We start from the raw sequence: 20,949 nt of genomic DNA, 5'->3' as shown, positions 1-20,949 counted from the left end.
AAAAAGACCGCATGCCGGAAGGGAAGCCGGACAAGCGGGCAAAAGCAAGGGAACCGACATGACTAAGTTTTCACGCCCAAGCCTGGGCGACGTCGCGCGCCGGCTTGCCTATGGCGCCGCAGTTTCCGCCGGCCTGCTGATGATGGGCCTGACACAGGCTGAGGCCGCGAAGACGACACTCAATCTCGGCATGAGCGTCGAGCCGACAGGTCTCGACCCGACGATCGCCGCGCCCGTCGCGATCGGCCAGGTCACCTGGCAGAACATTTTCGAGGGCCTGGTTGCCATCGACCAAAACGGCAAGATCGTGCCGCAGCTTGCCAAGAGCTGGGAAATCTCGCCTGACGGCCTGACCTATACGTTCAAGCTGCAGACCGGCGTGAAATTCCACGACGGCGAAGCCTTCGATTCAGCTGCCGCCAAGTTCACGCTCGATCGCGCTCGCGGCGCCGATTCCGTCAATCCGCAGAAGCGCTTCTTCTCAACCATCGCCTCGATCGACACGCCGGATGCGGAAACGCTTGTGCTGCATCTGTCCTCGCCAACCGGCAGCCTGCTCTATTGGCTTGGCTGGCCGAGTTCCGTCATGGTTGGACCGAAATCCTCGGCCAACGACAAGACGACACCCATCGGCACCGGTCCGTTCAAATTCTCCTCCTGGACGAAGGGCGACCACGTCGACCTCGTCAAGAACCCGGACTACTGGAACAAATCGGCCGACGTGAAGCTCGAGAAGGTAACCTTCCGCTTCATTTCCGATCCACAGGCCGAGGCCGCCGCGCTGAAGGCCGGCGATCTCGATGCCTTTCCGGAATTCGCCGCGCCAGAGCTCATGAGTTCCTTCGAGGGCGATCCCAGGCTGACGACCAAGATCGGCAATACCGAGCTGAAGGTCGTGGCCGGCATGAACAACACGCGCAAGCCTTTCGACGACAAGCGCGTGCGCCAGGCCCTGATGATGGCGCTCGACCGCAAGACGATCATCGAGGGCGCATGGTCGGGTTTCGGCACGGCGATCGGCAGCCACTACACGCCGAACGATCCCGGCTACAAGGATCTGACCGGTACGCTGCCCTATGACGCCGCCAAGGCCAAGGCGCTGCTTGCCGAAGCCGGCTATCCGAATGGTTTCACCTTCACCATCAAGACGCCGCAGATGGCTTATGCACCGCGCAGCGCCCAGGTGATGCAGGCCATGTTTGCCGATATCGGCGTGACGATGAACATCGAGCCGACGGAATTCCCGGCGAAATGGGTGCAGGACGTTTTCACCGGCCGCAATTACGACATGACCATCGTCGCCCATGCCGAGCCGCTGGATATCGATATCTATTCGCGCGACCCCTATTACTTCAACTACAAGAACCCGGCCTTTAACGAGTTGATGAAGAAGATTCAGCTCACCGCCGATCCCGCCGAGCAGAACAAGCTCTATGGCGAGGCGCAAAGCATTCTTGCCGAAGATGTGCCCGCCCTCTTCCTCTTCGTCATGCCGAAGCTGGGAGTGTGGGACAAGAAGCTGAAGGGTCTTTGGGAGAACGAACCGATCCCGTCCAACGTGCTGACCAACGTTTCCTGGGAAGACTGAGTTCTTTTGCCTGCAGGCGCGGATGGGCGGATCGCTTCGCCCGCCGTAAACCATTTCGATGCCCACCATTTCGATGCCGGGCAAGATCGGCCATGGACTTGCTATGATCGTACTGCTCACCCGCCGGATTTTCGGACTTGTGCTGACGCTGATCGCGGTCTCGCTGCTGCTCTTTGCCGTCATGGCGCTGCTGCCGGGCGACCCGGCCGCCATTACGCTCGGCACCTCGGCGACGCCGGAAACGCTGGCCGCGCTCCGGCATGATATGGGGCTCGATCAACCGCTGATCGTGCGCTACGGGCATTGGCTCGCCGGCGCGCTGGCGGGTGATCTTGGCACGTCCTATACCTATGGTGTTCCGGTCGCAGGTCTCATTGCCGAGCGGCTTGCCGTCACCCTGCCGCTTGCGCTGCTTGCCATACTGTTGTCGGTTCTTGTCGCCGTACCGCTCGGCGTTGCGGCAGCGGCACGGCGCGGCGGCGTCTTCGATATCATCGCCACACTGTTTTCGCAGATGGGCATTGCCGTGCCGGGCTTCTGGGTCGGCCTCCTGCTGGTGCTTGTGTTTGCCACATCGCTCGGCTGGATGCCGGCCGGCGGTTTTCCCGGTTGGGAGAGTGGATTCTGGCCTGCCGCAAAGTCGCTGGTGCTCCCGGCCGCTGCCCTTGCGCTGCCCCAAGCGGCGGTGCTGACACGAGTGACGCGCTCGGCCGTGCTCGACACGCTGCATGAGGATTTTGCCCGCACGGCGATCGCCAAGGGCCTGTCGCGCAGCCGCGTGCTCTGGGGCCATGTGGTGCCGAATGCGCTGGTACCCGTGCTGACCATTCTCGGGCTGCAATTCACCTTTCTCGTCGCCGGCGCCGTGCTGATCGAAAATGTCTTCACCTTGCCCGGCCTTGGCCGCCTCGCCTATCAGGCGCTCAGCCAGCGCGACGTCATCGTGCTTCAGGATGTCGTGCTGTTCTTCGCCGCCCTCGTCATCGTCGTGAATTTTCTGGTCGATCTCTCCTATCTCGTCATCGATCCGCGATTGCGAGCAGGAGGTGCGCGATGACTGCAGTCGAGACCAAAATTGCCGCGCCGTCTTCTCGCCGTCGTTTTCGGGCGCTGCGGCGGATGAATCTTATCGTCGGTGCCATCATCATCCTTGCACTCTTCTGCGTCGCTCTCGTCTCGCAGTTCTGGACGCCAGTGCCGCCGGCGAAGATGCAAATCCTCCACAAGCTGCAGCCGCCCTTCGGCTTCGGGCTCCTCGGCACCGACCAGATCGGCCGCGACGTCCTGTCGATGCTGATGGCGGGCTGCTGGAATTCGCTTTCCATTTCCGTATCATCGGTCGCGATCGGCGGGACGATCGGAACGATCATCGGTGTTTCCGCCGCCGCCCAACGAGGGTTATTCGAGGCGCTGGTCATGCGGGCCTGCGACGTGATCTTCGCCCTGCCGCCAATCCTTTCGGCCATGATCCTCGGCGCATTTCTTGGTACCGGGCGCTCAACGGCAATTATCGCCATTGCCGTCTTCATGGTGCCGGTCTTTGCCCGTGTCGCGCTCGGTGCGGCCTTGCAGGCGTGGAGCCGGGACTATGTGCTGGCGGCGCGCGCCATCGGCAATACGCAGCTTTCCATCACGCGCCGCCATGTCCTGCCAAACATCATGGGCAGCATCATCGTCCAGGCGACGATCCAGCTCGGCCTTGCGATCCTCACGGAAGCCGGGCTCGCCTTCCTGGGTCTCAGCGTGCCGCCGCCGGCACCGACCTGGGGGCGGATGCTGGCCGATGCGCAGACCTATTTCCACGTTGCGCCGTGGCTCGCCCTGCTGCCGGGGCTTGCAATCGCGCTCTCCGTGCTCGGCTTCAACCTGCTCGGCGACGGGCTGCGCGATCTCCTCGACCCCCGTGAGGCGACGCGCTGATTGCGACATAAAGAGTATAGATCATGACCGAACCTACCGATCTTTCCATCCGAGACCTCAGGCGCCAATTTGCCGACAAGAGCCTGTCCCCCAGCGAATACTGGCTGGCGCTCGAGACGCATATCGAGGCATGGGAGCCGACTATCGCTGCTCTCTATGCCTATGATCCCGAGGATGCCCGCAAACAGGCCGCGGCCTCCACGGAACGCTGGGCCAAGGGTGCGCCGCTTGGGACCCTGGACGGAATTCCGGTGACATTGAAGGAGCTGATCGCCACCAAGGGCCAGCCGGTGCCGCTCGGCACGGCGGCCGTCGAGCTCATTCCCGCTGCTGAAGACGCGCCGATCGCCGCCCGCATGCGCGAGGACGGCGCGGTGATTTTCGCGAAAACCACCTGCCCGGACTACGGCATGCTCTCCTCTGGCCTTTCTAGTTTTCACAAACTCAGCCGCAATCCGTGGGACCCCAGCCAAAATCCGGGCGGCTCCAGCGCCGGTGCGTCCGCCGCCGCCGCTGCCGGTTATGGACCGCTGCATATCGGCACCGATATCGGCGGCTCGATACGCCTGCCAGCTGGCTGGACCGGCATTTTTGGCTTCAAGCCGAGCAATGGCCGTATTCCGATCGATCCCTATTATCTCGGGCGATGCGCCGGACCGATGACCCGCACGGTCGAGGATGCCGCCTTTTCCATGGCGACGCTCTCGCGACCCGACTGGCGCGACGGCACCAGCCTACAGCCGAACGGGATCGACTGGACGGATCTCGATATCGACGTCCGAGGCATGAAGATCGGCCTGATGCTGGATGCCGGCTGCGGCCTGCCTGTCGAGGACGAGATACGCGATGCCGTCGCTGCTGCCGCCAAACGCTTCGAGGAAGCAGGCGCCATCATCGTCGATGTCGCGCCGGTGCTGACGAGGCAGATGCTGGATGGGCTCGACACCTTCTGGCGCGCCCGCTTCTGGGGCGACATGACGGCACTGAGCGAGGAGCGCCGCAACAGCATCCTGCCCTATATCTATAGCTGGGCGAAGGGCGGCGCAGAGATCAGCGGCGTCGATGCCGTTCGCGGCTTCAACCAGACCTACGAGATGCGCAAGAGCTGCGCCAAGCTCTTCGCGGAGGTGGATGCCGTGCTTTCGCCGACCAATCCGATCGTCTCCTATCCCGCCGAATGGGCTTCACCTACCAACGACCCGGCGCGACCTTTCGAGCACATCGCCTTCACCGTTCCGTGGAACATGTCGGAGCAGCCGGCCGCCTCGATCAATTGCGGCTTTTCCCGCTCCGGCATGCCGATCGGCATGCAGATCGTCGGCCCGCGCTTCGACGACATGCTGGTGCTTCGTCTCTCGAAGGTCTTCGAGGACTGGAGCGGCGGCGTGACGAACTGGCCGAAGCGGCCGGCGTGAACAGAACTTGAAGACAGCCAGCTAGTCCAGCGACAGCGGCACGGACAGACCGACCTTCACCCGATCCATCGTGACGAGCGACTTGAATTTCGTGACATTCGGATTGTCATAAAAAAGGCGCCGGGCGACGTCCTCATAGGCAGACATGCTGGTGACGACGACGATCAACACGAAGTCTGCCTCGCCGGTGACACCGTAGCATTGCTGGACTTCGGGCGCTTCGAGGAAGCTGCGCTTGATCGCATTGATGAGGTCGTAGCGTTCGTTTGCGATATGCACCTCGACGACGATGGTAATCGGCAAGCCCACGGCCGCCGGATCGACGACGGCGATATTGGCCTGAATGACGCCGCTTTGCTGCATCCGCTTGATACGCCGCTGCACGGCCGGGGCCGACAGATTGACCCGTTCACCGATCTCGCGTTGCGGAACGGTATTGTCCTTCTGAAAAATCTCAAGAATTGCCAGGTCGAACTCATCGAGATCGGCGAGTTTGCGCATTTCAATACATCCTTACCGCAATGAGGAAACAAAATTGCATGAAAGCCATCAAAATGGAGCCAAATCCTCTTTCCTTATGTACTAGCTTTGCGCCACACATCATCTGACTTGCAAGGGCACGAGAATGTCACAGCCGGACACCGAATACGATATGCGCAGCCAGAGCCTCGGTGAAAGCGACGATACGAAGGGCTTTCTCCTTGGTCTCGTGGCGATGATTCTCGCGGCGCTGGCCATGAGCATTTCTCCGAGCCTCGTGCGTCTTGCCGATGTCGGGCCTTTCGCCAGCGCCTTCTGGCGTGTCTTTCTCGCGCTGCCGATCCTTTGGATATGGATGCGATACGCGGAGGTCGCGGAGCCCAATGCGCCTCGCGCCAGCTTCACGATACCGACGATTCTCGCCGGCATTGCCTTCACGGGCGACCTGTTCTTCTGGCATCTCTCGATCATGCGGACAACGATTGCCAACGCCACCTTCTTCGCAACGATGGCGCCGCTATGGGTCGTGATCTTCGGCTGGCTCCTGCTGAGGCAAAGGGTCAGTCGCGCCACGCTTCTAGGCCTCCTCGTCTGCCTTGCGGGCGGCACGGCGCTCGTCGTCCAAAGCCTGGCATTCAATCCGGACCGGGCGGTCGGCGATGCTCTCGCCATCATCACCGGCGCGTTCTTCGGCCTTTATTTCCTGGCGGTCGGCGCAGCGCGGCCAGGGACCAACGCCGCGCGCGTCACCTTCGAATTGAGCGTCATAACCTCCGCGATCCTGTTCCTCATCGCCTTCTTCTTCGAACCGCGCATATTGCCGCAGTCGATCTCGGGATGGTGCGTGCTTCTGGCGCTTGGCCTCATCAGCCACGCCGGCGGACAAGGCCTGCTTTCGGTCGCGCTCGGACGACTGCCGACCGTGTTCTCCTCGCTCGTCATTTTCCTGGAATCGATCGCGGCCGCTCTTTTCGCCTGGTTCCTGTTCGGGGAAAACGTCACCCTGCTGCAGGCTCTCGGCGGCATCGTCATCGTCGCCGGCATCTGGATCGCACGCCCTCGCACGCCGTAAGACCGCCGCCACGGCAAATGCCGGATGGGTTGTCGCTACAGGGTTTCGGAGCGCAGTCAGTCGATGAAACGGCGATAGCCTGTCGGCCTTTCATAAAGCCAGCCGATGCGCTCGATGGCGGCGGCGAAATTCTCACGGGCGACGGTCATGGTATGGCCGTTGGCGTGGACGATGGTTTCGGGATCTTCCATGATCGCGACATGCCCCTTCCAGAAGACGAAGTCGCCGCGCTTCAACTCCTCGCGCTCGATCGGCTGACCGAGGCCGGCGGCCTGCATGTCGGTATCGCGCGGTGCGGCACGGCCCGTCATCGACAGCGCCAATTGCACAAGGCCGGAACAATCGATGCCGAGGCCCGAGCGGCCGCCCCAGAGATAGGGTGTCTCGATGAAGCGTAAGGCGACATCAACGAAGTCGCCGCCCTTGTTGTAACCAATCGGCTGGACGTGCTTTGCGAAGATCGCGGTTCCATCCTCCAGGACGACATAGTGATTGCCCCGCGCCTCTGCCGGACCGGTCACATGTACGAGACTGCCCATGGAGAGGATCGCAGCATGTGGCTTGCGCAGCTCCGGCTCGGGATAGAGGAAAGTGCGCTGCGGGACGACGATATGGGTCGGAGCCGCCGCGCCCTCCTTGATCGCCGTTTCCGGAAGATAGCCGACATAGCCGTCAGACAGAGCCTTGATCCAGCACCAGCCGTCGCGGCGCTCGAATATCGTCACCTCTTCGCCCATCAAGAGCTCGGTATCGATGCCCGAGGCGAGATCTGGCTTCGGCCGGAGCGCAACGACCGGCACGGCAACGCGCGCACCAATACCCTCGACGAAACGCTCGGCCTCAACCTTGCCCTTGAGAGAAGCCTCAGCAAGATCGGGTCTGAAAGCATTGAGACGGCGGTCGAACATCATGGTGAAATTCCTGAGGTTACAATTTTCGGCCGTGCTCGATGATGAGATCGCCGAGTTTTTCAAGATAGAGCGCGCCGGTGACTGTTCGCTTAATGATGACATTGCGGCGATCGCGATCGTCGCGCACGCGGTCGACCAATCCCATCACGCCCATGGTGTCAAGCGCCCGGGTAATGACCGGCTTGGTGACGCCGAGCGTCGCGGCCAGACCGCGTACGGTATGCGGCGGCGGCACAAGATAGATTTGCAGCAGAATCGCCGTCTGCCGCAGCGTCAAATCATGATCCTCGCGGCGCACCTGAGCGAGGGTCACGCCATGCCAGAGGCCGAGAGCCTGCGAGGCGGTGAGTTCAAGCGGCAAGAGCAACCCCGAAATTCGTTACGCTGCCGTTCCAGTCTCGACCAAGATCGTGGCGGTTTCAAGGGGAATTCGCCGCCCTTCGCCGTAACGCGCGGAGAAGGACCGGCAGCCACCTACCGTACGCTCTGCCTGATATAGTGATAGAGCGCCCGGATCGCCTGAGCCTCGCCGCCGCCGGGCGAATGCGGACGTTCGCTCGGTGCCCAGCCGAAGATGTCGAAATGCACCCAGCTCGGTGTCTTCGTCACGAAGCGCTTGAGGAACAGGGCGGCCGTAATGGCGCCGGCCATGCCGCCTGATGGAGCATTGGTGATATCGGCAAATTTGGTGCGGATATCCTTATCGTAGCCCATATAGAGCGGCATGCGCCACAGCGGATCATCCGTCTCCAGGCTCGCCTCGGTCAGATCGCTGGCAAGTTCGCTATCGTCGGTGAAGAAGGGCGGCAGGTCGGGGCCGAGCGCGACGCGGGCAGCACCCGTCAGCGTCGCCATGTCGATCATCAGGTCCGGCGCGTCCTCGTCGGCATAGGCAAGCGCATCGGCGAGGATCAGCCGCCCCTCGGCATCGGTATTGTCGATCTGCACGGTCAGGCCCTTGCGGCTCTTGTAAATATCGCCAGGGCGGAAGGCATTGGCTGATATCGAATTCTCGACGACCGGAATGATGACGCGCAGGTCGATCTTGAGCTTGGCGTCCATGATCATCAGCGCCAGACCCATGACGTTGGCGGCACCGCCCATGTCCTTCTTCATCAGCAGCATCGAGGATGCCGGCTTGATATCGAGGCCGCCGGTGTCGAAGCACACGCCCTTGCCGACCAGGGTGATGCGGCGATGACCCTTCTTGCCCCAGCGCAGCTCCAGAAGGCGCGGCGCATCGGCGCTCGCACGCCCCACCGTATGGACCAGCGGGAAATTCTCCTTCAGGAGATCATCGCCGATGATGACGGACATCTCAGCCTTGTAGTGCTCGGCCAGCGCCCGGAAGGCGGCTTCGAGCTGTTCCGGACCCATGTCGTTGGTCGGCGTATTGATGAGATCGCGGGCAAGGAAGACGCCTGCCAGCTGGCGCTTGATATCGGCGGCATCGGCATCGCGCGGGATCATCAATGTCGGTGCCGCGGCTTTTTCGGATTTGTAGCGGTCGAAGCGATAGCTGCCGAGACCGAAACCAAGCGAGAGCCGGTTCGCCGTCAGCGGCGCCGTCTCAATATGCCAGGCGCCGGCCGGCAGGCTGCGTGCCAGCTTGCCTGTGAGAAAGGGTTGTTCGGACGGATTCGAGCCGAGACCGAACAGAGCTCCGCCCAGATGCCCTTCAGCGGTCGGGATCAACAACAGCGAGCCGCTCTCTGCCTTGTAACCTGCCTTGCGTGCCCAATCGAGCGCGATGGGATCGATGGTACCCGTCTCGATATGCGCCGGGGTGACGGCAAAGATCGGCAGGGTCGCGCCACCCTTCGAATTGAAAGGCGTCGCGCGCTCGATGAATTGAAAGGGGGCCATGACTATCCTTTGGCGGTGACTGAGAGGAATCGAGAGTTAACTGTCTGTTAGGGTTAACAGATTATTGCTGGAGCGAACATTGCGTCGAACCTTTCCCTGTTCCGATTCTAGGCCGGGCGCAAGACTATAGGAATTCAGGGATCAGCGTCATGCCCGCCGTCGCAGCTGCGTCTTCATTCAGAACCTTTCTTTTGCAGGGAGCTTCCATCGCACTTCTGGCGCTCGCGCTCGCAAGCTGCTCGACGACCGGACAGGACAGGATGACGACGGGCTCGATCCCCAAGACTTCGAAATCTGTCGATACGATGAACAGCACCGAGCTGGCTCAGGCGACCGCGACGTTTGGCAAGGCCTATGATGCCAATCCCAAGGATCGCGATGCCGGCGTCAACTACGCCAATGCGCTGCGCATGAGCGGCCGCAACAATCAGGCGCTTGCGGTCATGCAGCAGGTTGCAATCGCCAATCCAACCGACCGCGGTGTGCTGGCAGCCTATGGCAAGGCCCAGGCGGCGGCAGGCCAGCTCGACGAGGCGCTTTCGACCATTGACCGCGCCCAGCTTCCGGATCGGCCGGACTGGCGCCTGGTTTCGGCGCAGGGCGCTATCCTCGATCAGCTTGGGCGCTCCCAAGATGCGCGCGCCAAATACCGGGATGCGCTGGTGCTGGCTCCAAACGAGCCGACCATCCTTTCCAATCTCGGCATGTCCTATGTGCTGACCGGCGATCTCAAGAATGCGGAAAGCTATCTCCGCACGGCCATCTCGCAGCCGGGTTCCGATAGCCGCGTACGGCAGAATCTGGCGCTGGTCGTCGGTCTGCAGGGCCGGTTTGCGGAAGCCGAACAAATTGCGCGGCAGGAACTGACGCCGCAACAGGCGAACGCCAACGTTGCCTATCTGCGCGGCATGCTGGCGCAGCAGAACTCCTGGCAGAAGCTTGCCGCCAGCGGCAACGGCAGGAAAGTCGCCCAACAATAGGGCCAGCGGGAGCGGCCATAACGGCTTGCCTGCGCACCTTTCGCACAGATAAGCCGGCCGCGCGCCAATTCAGGCGGATACCCGGCAGCTCGAGGCACTTAACGCCAGATCTGGCGCGGCAACCCCTCGGCGACAAGCCGCGCTCCAAGGGCACCGATGACGGCACCCGCCACCCTGTCGATCCAGAGCTTTGATCCGACATAAAGTGCACGTGGGCGGTTGGAGGAGAAAGCCAGCGTCACTACGGTGTACCAGCCAGCCTCGACCAGAAAGACTGCGGGCGGAACCGTAAAGAGCAGCCACGGAGGCGGCGCGGCCGGCAGGAGCGCGGCGAAGATACTGCCGTAGAAAATGGCTGTCTTTGGATTGCTGAGCTGCGTGCCGAGCGCAAAGAGGAAGTTGCGCATCATACCGCCCTCCGCCGGCGTTGCCGGGGCATCGATGGGAAGATCATCCGCCGCGCTGCGCCAGATCCGGATGCCGACATAGATCAGATAGAGGCCGCCGCCGATTTTCAGCGCGAGATACAGCCATTCGACTTTCATCAGCAGCGCGCTCAAGCCAAACAGGGCCAAGGTCGCGAAAATGACGCTGCCGGTTCCCATGCCGAAAGCCGCGGCAAGCCCCGCCTTGCGAGAGCGCGAAATGGCGATGCGCGAAACGAGCACGAAGCTCGGACCGGGACTGACGGCTCCGATGAAGACAGCCGCCATGACGCTGAAAAATATAGCCAGGGATGACATACGAGACCTCCAAGGACGCTCGGTACGAACGACTTGCGCTTGCCGCAACACACGCCAGACGCACTCGACGACATTACATACAACTAACCATGTCTCCGCGTGGCGGGCAAGCAGGCAATTTAGAACTTATCCATCGCCTGGATGATCGCCGGGCCGAGAATGACAGCCATCAAGACAGGCAGGAAGAAAATGATCATCGGCACTGTCAGCTTCGGCGGCAGAGCGGCGGCTTTCTTTTCCGCCTCGTTCATGCGTTCGTCACGGCCCTCCTGCGCCATGACGCGCAGTGCCTGCGAAAGCGGCGTACCATAGCGTTCGGCTTGGATTAGCGCTTGCGTCACCGATTTGACGAGCTCGATCTGGGTGCGGGCGGCGAGATTGTCAAAGGCCGTGCGGCGATCCTGCAGGAAGGAAAGCTCGGCCGTGGTCAGCACCATTTCCTCGGCAAGTGCCGGGGATTGCTCCGCCATTTCCTCGGACACACGATGCATGCCGGCCTCGATTGAAATGCCCGATTCCACGCAGATCAGCATCAGGTCGAGAGCATCCGGCCAGGCTCGCTTGATCGATTTCTGGCGCTTGGTCACAAGATTGGAGATGTATATGTTCGGCGTATAGAAGCCCAGATAGGCGAAAGCGATGACCCCGAGCAGGCGGATCGGCAGGGGCTTTGCGGCGAACCAGCCGAGAACGAAGACGACGACGATCGCAACGGCGAGAAACAGGAACGGCAGCAGGAATCGCGCCACCAGGAACATGTTGAGCGCATTTTCCGATCGCAGGCCGGCGGCCCGCAAGCGATTGACGGTATTGGCGTCGACCAGCGCGTTGCGCAGGTTGAACCGCTCGACGATCTGCCTGACGTTTCGATTGTTGTGGCTGCGCAGCGATGTCTTGCCGCCTTCCGCACTCAGCCGTGCCCGCTCGCGCGCACGGATCTGTTCACGCTCCGTCGATACGGCCTTCATGCGCTTGCTGAGATCGCCGCGTTCCAAAAGCGGTATCGCAATCGTGTAGAAAGTCGCGAAGACGGCAATGGCGACCACGACGGCAAGAAGAGTGCCGGGATCGGTTAAACGGGCAGCGAGATCGGTCATGGGCTACGCGGCTCCTTCCCGCTCAGATCTCGAAATTGACCATGTTGCGCATGATGAAGATGCCGATCGACATCCAGATGCCGGCTCCGAGCAAGATCAGATGGCCGCGCGGATCGGCGAATAGGATCATCATGTATTGCGGCGAGGTCAGATAGACCAGCAGCATCACCACGAAGGGCAGAGTGCCAATGATGACGGCGGATGCCTTGGCTTCCATCGACAATGCCTTGACCTTCGCCTTCATCTTCTTGCGCTCGCGCAGCACCTTCGAGAGATTGCCGAGAGCTTCCGACAGGTTACCGCCCGCCTGGGCCTGGATTGCGATAACGATCGCGAAGAAATTTACCTCCTGCAGGGGCATATGGTTCGAGATGCGCGCGCAGGCATCCGCCATGCTGAAACCGACTTGTTGCGCTTCGACCACCCGGCGGAACTCGGTCTTGACGGGCTCCCGTGCCTCGCCGGCCACCAGCCGAACCGCATCATTGAGCGGCAGGCCTGAGCGAAGCGAGCGCGTGATGACATCGAGTGCGTTCGGAAACTCTTCCAGAAATTTGCTTTGCCGGCGCTTGATGAGAAAGCGGACGACCCAGCGCGGCAGACCGAAAGCAGCCGCAAAGAATATGCCCAGAATGGCCAGCGGCGGGGCGCCGACAATGAAAAGAACCAATGTGACGAAAAGGCCGAACAGCACGCTGAAGATGTAGAAGCGCGCCGGCGTCAACGACAGACCGGCCTGGGCGAGGCGCGCCTTCAGCGACTGCCTCTTTTTCGTGTTTTCGGACTGGCGCCGTTCCAGATCCTTCAGAGAATCCTGCGCGGATTTGCGCCGCTTCGACATTTCCTGGACGCGGTCACGCGCTGCCTTGACCTTGACGCGATCGGTTTCGGCCTGCTTGACGCGATTGACACGGCCTTCCGCCTTCTTCTGGGTCTCGATCCGGGAATAGAGAACGCTATAGCAGACCGCCCCGGCGGAAACCGCCGCCAGCAGCACAATCAACAGCACTATTGGATCAATACCGAACATCGTAAATCCTATTGCGCCTTCTGTTCCATCTCATCCAAGGCGGCTGCCAGGCGCCGCTCCTCGTTGTAGTAGCGGGCACGATCCCAGAAATGCGGCTTGCCGATACCGGTGGAAACGTGCCGACCGATGATCCGGCCGTTCGCATCCTCGCCCTCGATCTCGTAGCGCATCAAGTCCTGTGTAATGATCACATCGCCTTCCATGCCGATCACCTCGGTGATCTGGGTAATGCGGCGCGAACCGTCACGCAGGCGGGCGGCCTGGATGACGACGTCGACGGAGCTGGAAATGATCTCGCGCACGGTCTTGGCCGGCAGGCTGAAACCACCCATCGCGATCATCGATTCCATACGGCTCAAGCACTCGCGTGGCGTATTGGCGTGGATGGTCCCCATGGAACCATCGTGGCCCGTGTTCATCGCCTGCAGCAGGTCGAAGACCTCGGGTCCGCGCACTTCGCCGACGATGATGCGTTCGGGGCGCATACGCAGGCAGTTCTTGACGAGATCGCGCATGGTGATCTCGCCCTCGCCTTCGATGTTCGGCGGGCGGGTTTCGAGGCGCACCACATGCGGCTGCTGCAGCTGCAGTTCGGCGGTATCCTCGCAGGTGATGATGCGTTCATCGCGGTCGATGTAGTTGGTCAGGCAGTTCAGAAGCGTCGTCTTGCCCGAACCGGTACCGCCTGAGATGACGACATTGCAGCGCACACGGCCGATGATCTGCAAAAGCGTTGCGCCTTCCGGCGTGATGGCGCCGAAGCGGACGAGCTGATCGAGGGTGAGCTTGTCCTTCTTGAACTTACGAATGGTCAGTGCAGGACCGTCGATCGCCAGTGGCGGCGCGATGACGTTGACGCGCGAACCGTCGGGCAGGCGCGCATCGCAGATGGGGCTGGATTCATCGACGCGGCGGCCGACCTGGCTGACGATGCGCTGGCAAATGGAAAGAAGCTGCGAATTGTCGCGGAAGCGGATTTCGGATTCGACGGTCTTGCCGCCGACTTCAATGAAGGTCTGGCCGGCACCGTTGACCATGATATCGGCGATGTCGTCGCGGGCGAGCAGCGGCTCCAGCGGACCGTAGCCAAGCACATCGTTGCAGATATCCTCGAGCAGTTCCTCCTGCTCGGAGATCGACATCGCGAAATTCTTGATGGTGATGATATCGTTGACGATATCGCGGATTTCCTCGCGCGCGGCCTCGTTGCCAAGCTTGGAAAGCTGCGAAAGGTCGATCGTGTCGATCAGCGCGGAGAAGACCTGCGATTTCGTATCGTAATATTCTTCGGTGCGCGCCACGCGACGGCGGCTGGGCGTCTGCATCGAAGGAGGCACGACCTGCTGACGCGGCTGCGTGGAATCATGGGACGGCTCAATCAGCACGGCCGGTGCCGTCGGACCATTGCCAACGGCTGGCACGCGCGCCGACGGCGGAGACATCGCGCCGCTCTTTGCAGGACCTTCATTTCCGCGCTTGCCAAACATCTTTCTGATCCAATTCTAATGCTGCTGCACGGCCTCCATGAAAATCGGCCTTCGGAAGCCCGTGCGAAATCAAACGATCATTTTCGCTTCAGAAGGCCCAGCAAACCGCCTTTTTTGGCCTTCTTCAAAGCGACACGTCCGGTAACGATGTGCGATATCTGCGAGAAAGTCTCCGCGGTCGGCGACTTCGGATCGGTTTCGGCGATCATCTGCCCGCTGTTGGCGGCATTGCCGAACAGGTTGATATCGAAGGGAATGATGGCGATCGGATCCGTCTCAAGCGGTGCGCAGAACTCCGAAGGGTTGATCTCCGGACGTTTCGGCATGCCGACCTGATTGAGAATGAGGTGCGGCGCCTTGTCGTTGGGCCGCAGCTTGCGCAAAGCGTCGATCAGATTCTTGGCGTTGCGCAGATTGGCGAGATCGGGCGCGGCGCAAATGACGACCTCGTCTACCGCGCCAAGTACCGAGCGTGTCCATTCCGTCCAGACATGCGGCACATCGAGAACCGCGACCGGCGCACTGCGCTGGAGGACGTCCAGCACCGGCAGGAAAGCCTGCCCTTCGAAATCATAGGCGCGATCCAGCATCGAGGGAGCCGCCAGCAGCGAGAGATGCTGGGAACATTTGGTCAGCAACCGGTCGAGGAAGACCTCGTCAAGCCGCTCAGGGGCATAGACGGCTTCCGCGATACCCTGCGCGGGATCCTGGTCGAAGTCGATATTGGCGGTGCCGTAGGGCAGATCGAGATCGGCAAGAATGGTTTCGGTGGAGAAAAGGCTGGAAATTCCGAAGGCGCAATTATGGGCGATGGTCGATGCGCCTACCCCGCCCTTGGCGCCGATGAAAGCGATACTGCGCCCGAGCGGCTCGGCATCGGGATCGATAAAGATCGCCGCCACCGCAGTTAAGAGATCGACCATGTCGGTCGGCTGGACGATATATTCGGAGATGCCGTTGCGGATGAGTTCGCGATAGAGGCCGATATCATTGTGATAGCCGACGACGATGACTTTGGTGCTCGGATCGCAGACGGCGGCGAGCGGTTCGAGTTCCGCCAACAGGCCGCGCGGACCGGCGCGCGTCTCCAGGATGATCAGATTAGGGGTCGGCGCCGAGGCGAACATGTTCGCCGCAGCCGCCACACCGCCGCTGGTGATCCGCAGGCTGACCTTGGACATGCGCCGATCGTTGGCGCACTGGTCCATCACCTGCTGCAGCTGCTCGCTTTCGCAAAAGGCATGTATGGAAATACGCGGCAGCGGCCTTAGATTGTCGAGATTGGCCGAACGCGAAACCTCCTCCGCTTCCGGGGCAGTCGAGCCGATATCATATTCGATGGCGTTCATGATTTCATCCTGTTCCGCCGGCGCGTAACTCTCATGTTCATTGGCCCGAGCCGCCGGAACCACTGAAGCCGCCAACCGTGGCGGTACTCGTCGGGACCGAGCCATTGCGATAATTGTCGATCACCTTGCTGCGCTGATCGGTATCGATCGGCGACACGGCGCGCGGCGAGATCAGATCCGTCGGATTGGCGACTTGCGCCGCCAGATTATGCTGTGTCGCGCAGCCGAAATTGTAGTAGTTCTGGTTGTCGAAAGCGTTGTCCGAAAGATCGTCCGGCCATTGACCGCATGTGTTGGTGAGCGCCGTCGTCGCTGTGAAGCGCAGACGAATCGGAGCCGCATCGCCAGGGTCGCCAGCGCCATAGTAGCTATCGACGATGCGGGCCGACGGAATGCCGTTCGCAACCAGCTCCCTGCGGATCTGCTGACGCAACGCAGATGCCGCCAAAGAATTCATCGATCCCCTGGGGGCAAGGATTTCGACCGTACCGCTCGCACGAGTGCGGTAATCCTGGATAAACCCGCGGATGGTATCGCGCATTCCCGTCGTCAGGCGACGGTCGCTGGCGGCAACCGGGATATCGAGATTGTGTTCTTTCTCCGTCAACACGATCGGATGACGTTGCCGATAATCGTCATTGATCGCGCTGGTGGTCATGCGATCACGTGAATCGGCGCAGCTGCTGATAGTTGCAGCCGTCACGATTAGGGTCGGCACCATCAGAGCCAGCCTGAGGGAACGGGACCGGCCGGTGCGAGGCGCTTTGTGCTCCGGGCTGGCCATTTTGGGATCTTTCATTGATCCGGTTGAAAAGGCGCGCGTCATGATCGGTCTCTCCTCACTTGTAGATGAAGCCGACAGTGCCGTGGAAATCGGCATCGGCGACCGGCGGCCCGTCCTTGCGGCCGTAGATCTTGTTGACACGATTCATGAAGACGCCGCTGATATCGTTGCTCGGCGAGAAGTTATCGTCGGGGCGGGCAAGCTGGCTACGGGCGACCGGCCGCACCAGATAAGGCGTCGCGATGATGACCAGCTCGGTTTCATCGCGCTGAAAGCTCTTTTGACGGAAGAGAGCGCCGAGAATCGGAATCTTCGAGGCGCCCGGCGTGCCGTTGGTGGTCTGCTGAATGGTATCGCTCAGGAGACCGGCCAAAGCGATCGAGCCGCCCGACGGTAACTCCACCGAAGTATCGGCGGCGCGCTGGTTGTAGGTTGCCGTGCCGGCGTTGGCCGTGCCAACCGGATTGGAGACCTGGGTCTGCACATGCAGAGCGATTCGTCCGGCAGACAGCACGACAGGCGTGAAGGCCAAACTGATACCGTAGGTGAAGGGCGTGACCGTGACGGTCCCGTCCTTGTTCGTGACGGCGTATAGGGTCTGACCGCCCGAATTGAAGGTCGCGGCCTGGCCGGAGATCGCCGTCAACGTCGGCTCGGCCAGCGTACGGACGGCCCCAGCCTGCTCGAGAGCATTGAGGTAGGTGCTGATATCGTATTTGCCGATGGCGGTCTTGAACAAGCTGGCCAGGCCGCCGCCGCCGGCCGCCGCAGTCCCATCCGCGCCAGGACTGCCGAGCTGGGCAACCGTCAAGCCGGAAGAATTCCTGACGAGATTGTCGAAGCCGATCTGCTTCAGCACGCTGCGCTTGATTTCGGCGACGGTCACCTTGAGCGTCACCTGATCCTCGCCTTCGATCTGCAGCATGTTGACGATCTGTGAGGTCTGCCGTGTTTCCGCGAAAATGGCGACCGCATTGTTGTCGCCGCTGCCCGAGGCAGTCTGGTTTCGAGTGGTCGCTTCGCCGCCTTTGAGGAAGGCCTGTGCAAGCTGCTCGGCACGTGTCGCATCCTGGGGCGTGCGCACCGTACCGGTCATGACGATGTTGTCGGAAACGATCTCGACGTTGATGTCGGAGTCCGGAATGAAGCGCTTGAGATTGGCCTGAAGTCCGGCAATGTCGCGCTCGATCTGCAGATCGAGACTGACGATCTCCTTGCCGTCGGCGCCGAAGATGAAGATATTGGTCTGACCGACCGTCTTGCCGAAAAGATAGATGCGGCGCGAGGTTCGCGTCACTGCATCGGCCATCTTGGGATCGGAGACAAGGATATCGTGGGCATCGGCCGGCAGATCGACGACAAGCGCCTTGTTGAGGCCCAGCTTCAATGTGCGCTTCGTGCCCAGGCCGGCTATCGTCACGATGCTGTCGGAACCGCCCGCGAAGGCCGCAGGCGTGCGCAGAAAGGCCGGACCCAAAGGCAGCCCGGCAAAGGCGATCGAGAAGGAGAGGCTTACACCAAGGGAGAGGCTGGCTTTGTTGCTTGTCTTGAACATGGTCTCGCCCCTTCTCACTGCGGCTTCGGCCCGGTCGGGCCGTCGGTCACGATTGCTCCGGATTTGATGACCTGGATCATGCTGCCGCCATTGTCGCCGGCGAGAAGATAATCGGCGGCCGTCGTATCGGACTGCTGCGCGTCCGCAACAGAGCGCAATGCCAGCGTCAGGCGATCGGCCATCTGGTGCGCGACCGCCAGGACCTTCGTCTGGTCCGGCGTCAGCTCCAGCGTCGCGGTTGCGCCGACGACGGCCTTGCTTCCGTCCTGCTTTTCCTCGATCTGCTGATCGACTGCCAGAACGCGAACGTTGCTGAGCACGGTTTCGGTGACGAGCTGCTGCTGCGAACCCTTGCGCACCATGATGACGTCGACGCGGTCGTTCGGAAGAATGAAGCCGCCGGCACCGGTGGCGACGGAAATCTCCGTGGCGACGGCCCGCTTGCCGGCCGGCAGCAATGAGGAAAGGATACGGCTGTTGGAATCGGCAATCTTCTCCTCGCGGATGGGCTCGCCCTCGAAGATCGGCAGACGAACAACAGCGCCGGTCAGATCTTTCAGAGCATCGGGCCGTTCGCGTTCGGTGACGAGGCCTTTGACGAGACCGCTTTCGGGCCAAGGCATCCAATGGATCGACTGTTCGTTGAGACGCGAACCGACGGGCAGATTGGCACCGGCAACGAGAACGTTGACCGTCGCCTCCTTCTCCACGACCGCCGCGATCTGCTGGGGAACGATATCGCGCGAACCCGCCAGGCGCATCGCGAGCAGACCGGCCATCCCGGCCGCGACGGCTGCTACTGCGAGTATCATTATGCGAGCGGGTTTCATGGTCATTCCTTGAGGAACAGGATTCTTCGCCCTGCAGAATGACCGGCAATTGGTGTAATTATGGTTAATGGGTGGTTACATTTATTGTTATTTAACCATGATTACTTGGTGTATATTAGACCTTATTTATATAAGAAGAAATTGTACGCGCTCGTTGCTGTTTAAAGCACCCGCTGTGTCGCTGCGATAACGAGCGGCGAAGCTGGGAAGGCGAGGAAACCGCCAATGGCAATCGCAACGCCGTAAGGAATCTTCTCGGCACCAAGCAATGAATTCGGCAGTGGCAAACTTATCGCCGTGATGGCATCGGATTGAGAGCGCAACAGGAGAACGACGACCGTCAACACACCACCAAGGAACGAGACGTAAACCAGAAAAGCAAGAAGGGAAGGATCGAGACCGAACCAGAGCGCGGATACCGCCAGCAGCTTTGCGTCGCCTCCGCCCATGACATTTATGGCGAACAGCACGAAACAGCAGCAGAAAACGATAGCTGCAGCGCCAACGTGCATCCCGACTTCAGCCAAAGGCAATCCCAGCAATGGCGCAAGGACGGCGAAAGCGCTGAGAAGGATGAGCGATATCCGGTTCGGTATCGTCATGGTCAGAAGATCGGAGATAGCCGCAACCGACATGCAAAGCGGGAAAATCAGCAATGTCGCGGCTTCAATCATCTCGAGCGCCCGTGCAAAGTTATGAAGTCCAAAACCGCCCAATACTTGGGCGGTTTCTTGTCTTATATACCTGCAACGCGTATCATTAATGCTTAATACTTTGCAGCGGCATTGTTCATATGGTTGGAGATGGAGTTAAAGGTGTTGCTGAGCGTATTGCCGAGCGTGGTGGCAGCAGTGATGATAGCGACCGAGATCAGGGCAGCGATCAGGCCATATTCAATTGCGGTCGCGCCGGATTCATCCTTCAGGAAACGCGAAAAAAGCTTGGACATAAGTTTAACTCCACTTTGTTGACAGCACGTCCGCCAACTGTTGCCGTTGATCGGATGAACTGCACGGTAGCTGTGCGCCGTTTCCATCGCTTTAAAGAATTAGGTTAATATACAGTAAATACAAAAGCGAAAATAGAATAGTTAATGCAAGTTTTATGTTCTTCTTTCCGTTTTAAAGAAGTTTTTCAGCCAAATGGAAATTATTAGATGGGCGAATATTAGCGCTACATGCAATTCGTCTCGAAACAATACAGGATTTTCGCAATGATAGGATGATATGACGCGCGAATGACACATCCGAGCCATAATCGAACGACGCCTGGTCAGCTTAATCGTTCATTCACCATTCTTTCCCATTCTATCCGGAAATTCTTTTCACTATCGCTTTCCAAGAGGCCAAGCCATGCCAATCGGCGGCAGAACAGCATTCCTTGCCTGCATTGTTGCCGCGGCCGGCATGATGCCGCAGCTTTCCCACGCTGCCGGAGAGAGCATGCTGCGCGTCTATATGGATCACGCGCGCGTGTTGAAGCTGGACCGCCCCGTCAGCAAGGTCATCGTCGGCAATTCGCAGGTCGCCGATGCAACGGTCGCCGATCCGAAAACCATCGTACTGACAGGCCGAAGCTTCGGCACGACGAATATCATCCTGCTCGATACCGACGGCAATGCGATCGTCGACGAGCAGATCCTGGTATCGATCGACGAAGGCAATACGGTCCGCGTTTTCCGCCAGACGGATCGCGCCGTGCTGTCATGCACGCCGAATTGCGAACAGCACGCCCAGCAAAACAATACGGCGACACCGACCGCGGCCGCAGGGCCATAATAACATTCGATAGCGCAAATATTCTAAAGTACTTTCAAAGAATTATATTGCGATCGATAATCCC

Annotated in this window: 21 protein-coding genes; 7 read left to right on the top strand and 14 right to left on the bottom strand. The window is 60.5% G+C overall.

The window, feature by feature from the left end:
• Window positions 1–58 precede the first annotated feature (58 nt).
• The 4 genes from FHX05_RS08495 (at window position 59) to FHX05_RS08480 (ending at window position 4,923) form a co-directional block, all read left to right on the top strand.
• Window positions 59–1,588 (top strand): ABC transporter substrate-binding protein, encoded by a 1,530-nt coding sequence (locus tag FHX05_RS08495; RefSeq protein ID WP_183871297.1) that lies wholly within the window; start codon window positions 59–61, stop codon window positions 1,586–1,588.
• Between the two features lie 103 nt (window positions 1,589–1,691).
• On the top strand, window positions 1,692–2,645 hold the full coding sequence (locus tag FHX05_RS08490; protein ID WP_183872383.1) for an ABC transporter permease: 954 nt from the start codon (window positions 1,692–1,694) through the stop codon (window positions 2,643–2,645).
• Entirely contained in the window at window positions 2,642–3,508 is an 867-nt protein-coding gene (locus FHX05_RS08485) for an ABC transporter permease (RefSeq protein ID WP_183871296.1), read from the top strand. The genes FHX05_RS08490 and FHX05_RS08485 overlap by 4 nt, the downstream gene beginning before the upstream one ends.
• Window positions 3,509–3,531: 23 nt before the next feature.
• Complete coding sequence (locus FHX05_RS08480; protein WP_183871295.1) at window positions 3,532–4,923, top strand: amidase; 1,392 nt, start codon at window positions 3,532–3,534, stop codon at window positions 4,921–4,923.
• A 21-nt stretch (window positions 4,924–4,944) separates the two neighbouring features.
• Here FHX05_RS08480 and FHX05_RS08475 read toward each other — a convergent pair whose 3' ends face one another.
• A complete protein-coding gene (locus FHX05_RS08475) occupies window positions 4,945–5,424 on the bottom strand; it encodes an Lrp/AsnC family transcriptional regulator (protein ID WP_183871294.1) in 480 nt (159 codons plus the stop codon).
• A 124-nt stretch (window positions 5,425–5,548) separates the two neighbouring features.
• Here FHX05_RS08475 and FHX05_RS08470 point away from each other — a divergent pair, with 124 nt between their 5' ends.
• Entirely contained in the window at window positions 5,549–6,475 is a 927-nt protein-coding gene (locus tag FHX05_RS08470; protein ID WP_112399461.1) for a DMT family transporter, read from the top strand.
• A 56-nt stretch (window positions 6,476–6,531) separates the two neighbouring features.
• Here the strand turns inward: FHX05_RS08470 and FHX05_RS08465 are convergent, their stop codons facing one another.
• The 3 genes from FHX05_RS08465 to FHX05_RS08455 all read right to left on the bottom strand — a co-directional run bounded on the left by FHX05_RS08465 (window position 6,532) and on the right by FHX05_RS08455 (window position 9,252).
• The gene (locus tag FHX05_RS08465) at window positions 6,532–7,386 is read right to left on the bottom strand and encodes an NlpC/P60 family protein (protein WP_183871293.1); all 855 of its coding nucleotides are present in this window, start codon (window positions 7,384–7,386) and stop codon (window positions 6,532–6,534) included.
• 16 nt (window positions 7,387–7,402) lie between these two features.
• Window positions 7,403–7,747 carry a MarR family winged helix-turn-helix transcriptional regulator gene (locus tag FHX05_RS08460; protein ID WP_041677769.1) on the bottom strand — a complete coding sequence of 115 codons (345 nt, stop codon included), beginning with the start codon at window positions 7,745–7,747 and terminating at the stop codon, window positions 7,403–7,405.
• A 113-nt stretch (window positions 7,748–7,860) separates the two neighbouring features.
• Window positions 7,861–9,252: a M17 family metallopeptidase gene (locus tag FHX05_RS08455; RefSeq protein WP_183871292.1), complete on the bottom strand. Its 1,392-nt coding sequence runs from the start codon at window positions 9,250–9,252 to the stop codon at window positions 7,861–7,863.
• A 149-nt stretch (window positions 9,253–9,401) separates the two neighbouring features.
• On the opposite strand from FHX05_RS08455, the gene FHX05_RS08450 reads away from it, so the two are divergent.
• Entirely contained in the window at window positions 9,402–10,232 is an 831-nt protein-coding gene (locus FHX05_RS08450; protein WP_183871291.1) for a tetratricopeptide repeat protein, read from the top strand.
• A gap of 98 nt (window positions 10,233–10,330) precedes the next feature.
• Here FHX05_RS08450 and FHX05_RS08445 read toward each other — a convergent pair whose 3' ends face one another.
• From FHX05_RS08445 to FHX05_RS08400, 10 genes are all read right to left on the bottom strand, one after another.
• Window positions 10,331–10,975: a LysE family transporter gene (locus FHX05_RS08445; RefSeq protein ID WP_183871290.1), complete on the bottom strand. Its 645-nt coding sequence runs from the start codon at window positions 10,973–10,975 to the stop codon at window positions 10,331–10,333.
• 119 nt (window positions 10,976–11,094) lie between these two features.
• Window positions 11,095–12,072 (bottom strand): type II secretion system F family protein, encoded by a 978-nt coding sequence (locus FHX05_RS08440; protein ID WP_183871289.1) that lies wholly within the window; start codon window positions 12,070–12,072, stop codon window positions 11,095–11,097.
• Window positions 12,073–12,094: 22 nt separating this feature from the next.
• The gene (locus FHX05_RS08435; protein ID WP_183871288.1) at window positions 12,095–13,102 is read right to left on the bottom strand and encodes a type II secretion system F family protein; all 1,008 of its coding nucleotides are present in this window, start codon (window positions 13,100–13,102) and stop codon (window positions 12,095–12,097) included.
• Between the two features lie 8 nt (window positions 13,103–13,110).
• Window positions 13,111–14,589 carry a CpaF family protein gene (locus tag FHX05_RS08430; RefSeq protein ID WP_183871287.1) on the bottom strand — a complete coding sequence of 493 codons (1,479 nt, stop codon included), beginning with the start codon at window positions 14,587–14,589 and terminating at the stop codon, window positions 13,111–13,113.
• Between the two features lie 77 nt (window positions 14,590–14,666).
• Window positions 14,667–15,938: a CpaE family protein gene (locus FHX05_RS08425; protein ID WP_183871286.1), complete on the bottom strand. Its 1,272-nt coding sequence runs from the start codon at window positions 15,936–15,938 to the stop codon at window positions 14,667–14,669.
• Between the two features lie 37 nt (window positions 15,939–15,975).
• The gene (locus FHX05_RS08420) at window positions 15,976–16,659 is read right to left on the bottom strand and encodes a CpaD family pilus assembly protein (protein ID WP_281411849.1); all 684 of its coding nucleotides are present in this window, start codon (window positions 16,657–16,659) and stop codon (window positions 15,976–15,978) included.
• Window positions 16,660–16,777: 118 nt separating this feature from the next.
• Complete coding sequence (locus FHX05_RS08415) at window positions 16,778–18,277, bottom strand: type II and III secretion system protein family protein (protein ID WP_183871285.1); 1,500 nt, start codon at window positions 18,275–18,277, stop codon at window positions 16,778–16,780.
• A 14-nt stretch (window positions 18,278–18,291) separates the two neighbouring features.
• Window positions 18,292–19,107 (bottom strand): Flp pilus assembly protein CpaB, encoded by an 816-nt coding sequence (gene cpaB, locus FHX05_RS08410; protein ID WP_183871284.1) that lies wholly within the window; start codon window positions 19,105–19,107, stop codon window positions 18,292–18,294.
• Between the two features lie 161 nt (window positions 19,108–19,268).
• Window positions 19,269–19,781, bottom strand: coding sequence for a prepilin peptidase (locus FHX05_RS08405; protein WP_183871283.1), 513 nt, complete (start codon window positions 19,779–19,781; stop codon window positions 19,269–19,271).
• 92 nt (window positions 19,782–19,873) lie between these two features.
• A complete protein-coding gene (locus tag FHX05_RS08400) occupies window positions 19,874–20,056 on the bottom strand; it encodes a Flp family type IVb pilin (RefSeq protein ID WP_183871282.1) in 183 nt (60 codons plus the stop codon).
• 403 nt (window positions 20,057–20,459) lie between these two features.
• Between FHX05_RS08400 and FHX05_RS08395 the strand changes: the two genes are divergently transcribed.
• A complete protein-coding gene (locus FHX05_RS08395) occupies window positions 20,460–20,885 on the top strand; it encodes a pilus assembly protein N-terminal domain-containing protein (protein ID WP_015338415.1) in 426 nt (141 codons plus the stop codon).
• Window positions 20,886–20,949 lie beyond the last annotated feature (64 nt).

The organism is Rhizobium sp. BK491 (assembly GCF_014194925.1).
Classification (GTDB): domain Bacteria; phylum Pseudomonadota; class Alphaproteobacteria; order Rhizobiales; family Rhizobiaceae; genus Rhizobium.
The sequence above is the reverse complement of the archived record's forward strand: the minus strand, read 5'-3'. Positions and strand labels throughout refer to the sequence as shown.

Coding starts and splice junctions, on each gene's coding strand:
- FHX05_RS08400 (WP_183871282.1), bottom strand. CDS start 20,056: ATGTCCAAGCTTTTTTCGCGTTTCCTGAAGGATGAATCCGGCGCGACC.
- FHX05_RS08395 (WP_015338415.1), top strand. CDS start 20,460: ATGCCAATCGGCGGCAGAACAGCATTCCTTGCCTGCATTGTTGCCGCG.
- FHX05_RS08470 (WP_112399461.1), top strand. CDS start 5,549: ATGTCACAGCCGGACACCGAATACGATATGCGCAGCCAGAGCCTCGGT.
- FHX05_RS08485 (WP_183871296.1), top strand. CDS start 2,642: ATGACTGCAGTCGAGACCAAAATTGCCGCGCCGTCTTCTCGCCGTCGT.
- FHX05_RS08465 (WP_183871293.1), bottom strand. CDS start 7,386: ATGATGTTCGACCGCCGTCTCAATGCTTTCAGACCCGATCTTGCTGAG.
- FHX05_RS08445 (WP_183871290.1), bottom strand. CDS start 10,975: ATGTCATCCCTGGCTATATTTTTCAGCGTCATGGCGGCTGTCTTCATC.
- FHX05_RS08435 (WP_183871288.1), bottom strand. CDS start 13,102: ATGTTCGGTATTGATCCAATAGTGCTGTTGATTGTGCTGCTGGCGGCG.
- FHX05_RS08475 (WP_183871294.1), bottom strand. CDS start 5,424: ATGCGCAAACTCGCCGATCTCGATGAGTTCGACCTGGCAATTCTTGAG.
- FHX05_RS08490 (WP_183872383.1), top strand. CDS start 1,692: ATGATCGTACTGCTCACCCGCCGGATTTTCGGACTTGTGCTGACGCTG.
- FHX05_RS08480 (WP_183871295.1), top strand. CDS start 3,532: ATGACCGAACCTACCGATCTTTCCATCCGAGACCTCAGGCGCCAATTT.
- FHX05_RS08420 (WP_281411849.1), bottom strand. CDS start 16,659: ATGGTGCCGACCCTAATCGTGACGGCTGCAACTATCAGCAGCTGCGCC.
- FHX05_RS08430 (WP_183871287.1), bottom strand. CDS start 14,589: ATGTTTGGCAAGCGCGGAAATGAAGGTCCTGCAAAGAGCGGCGCGATG.
- FHX05_RS08425 (WP_183871286.1), bottom strand. CDS start 15,938: ATGAACGCCATCGAATATGATATCGGCTCGACTGCCCCGGAAGCGGAG.
- FHX05_RS08455 (WP_183871292.1), bottom strand. CDS start 9,252: ATGGCCCCCTTTCAATTCATCGAGCGCGCGACGCCTTTCAATTCGAAG.
- FHX05_RS08495 (WP_183871297.1), top strand. CDS start 59: ATGACTAAGTTTTCACGCCCAAGCCTGGGCGACGTCGCGCGCCGGCTT.
- FHX05_RS08440 (WP_183871289.1), bottom strand. CDS start 12,072: ATGACCGATCTCGCTGCCCGTTTAACCGATCCCGGCACTCTTCTTGCC.
- FHX05_RS08450 (WP_183871291.1), top strand. CDS start 9,402: ATGCCCGCCGTCGCAGCTGCGTCTTCATTCAGAACCTTTCTTTTGCAG.
- FHX05_RS08415 (WP_183871285.1), bottom strand. CDS start 18,277: ATGTTCAAGACAAGCAACAAAGCCAGCCTCTCCCTTGGTGTAAGCCTC.
- cpaB (WP_183871284.1), bottom strand. CDS start 19,107: ATGAAACCCGCTCGCATAATGATACTCGCAGTAGCAGCCGTCGCGGCC.
- FHX05_RS08405 (WP_183871283.1), bottom strand. CDS start 19,781: ATGATTGAAGCCGCGACATTGCTGATTTTCCCGCTTTGCATGTCGGTT.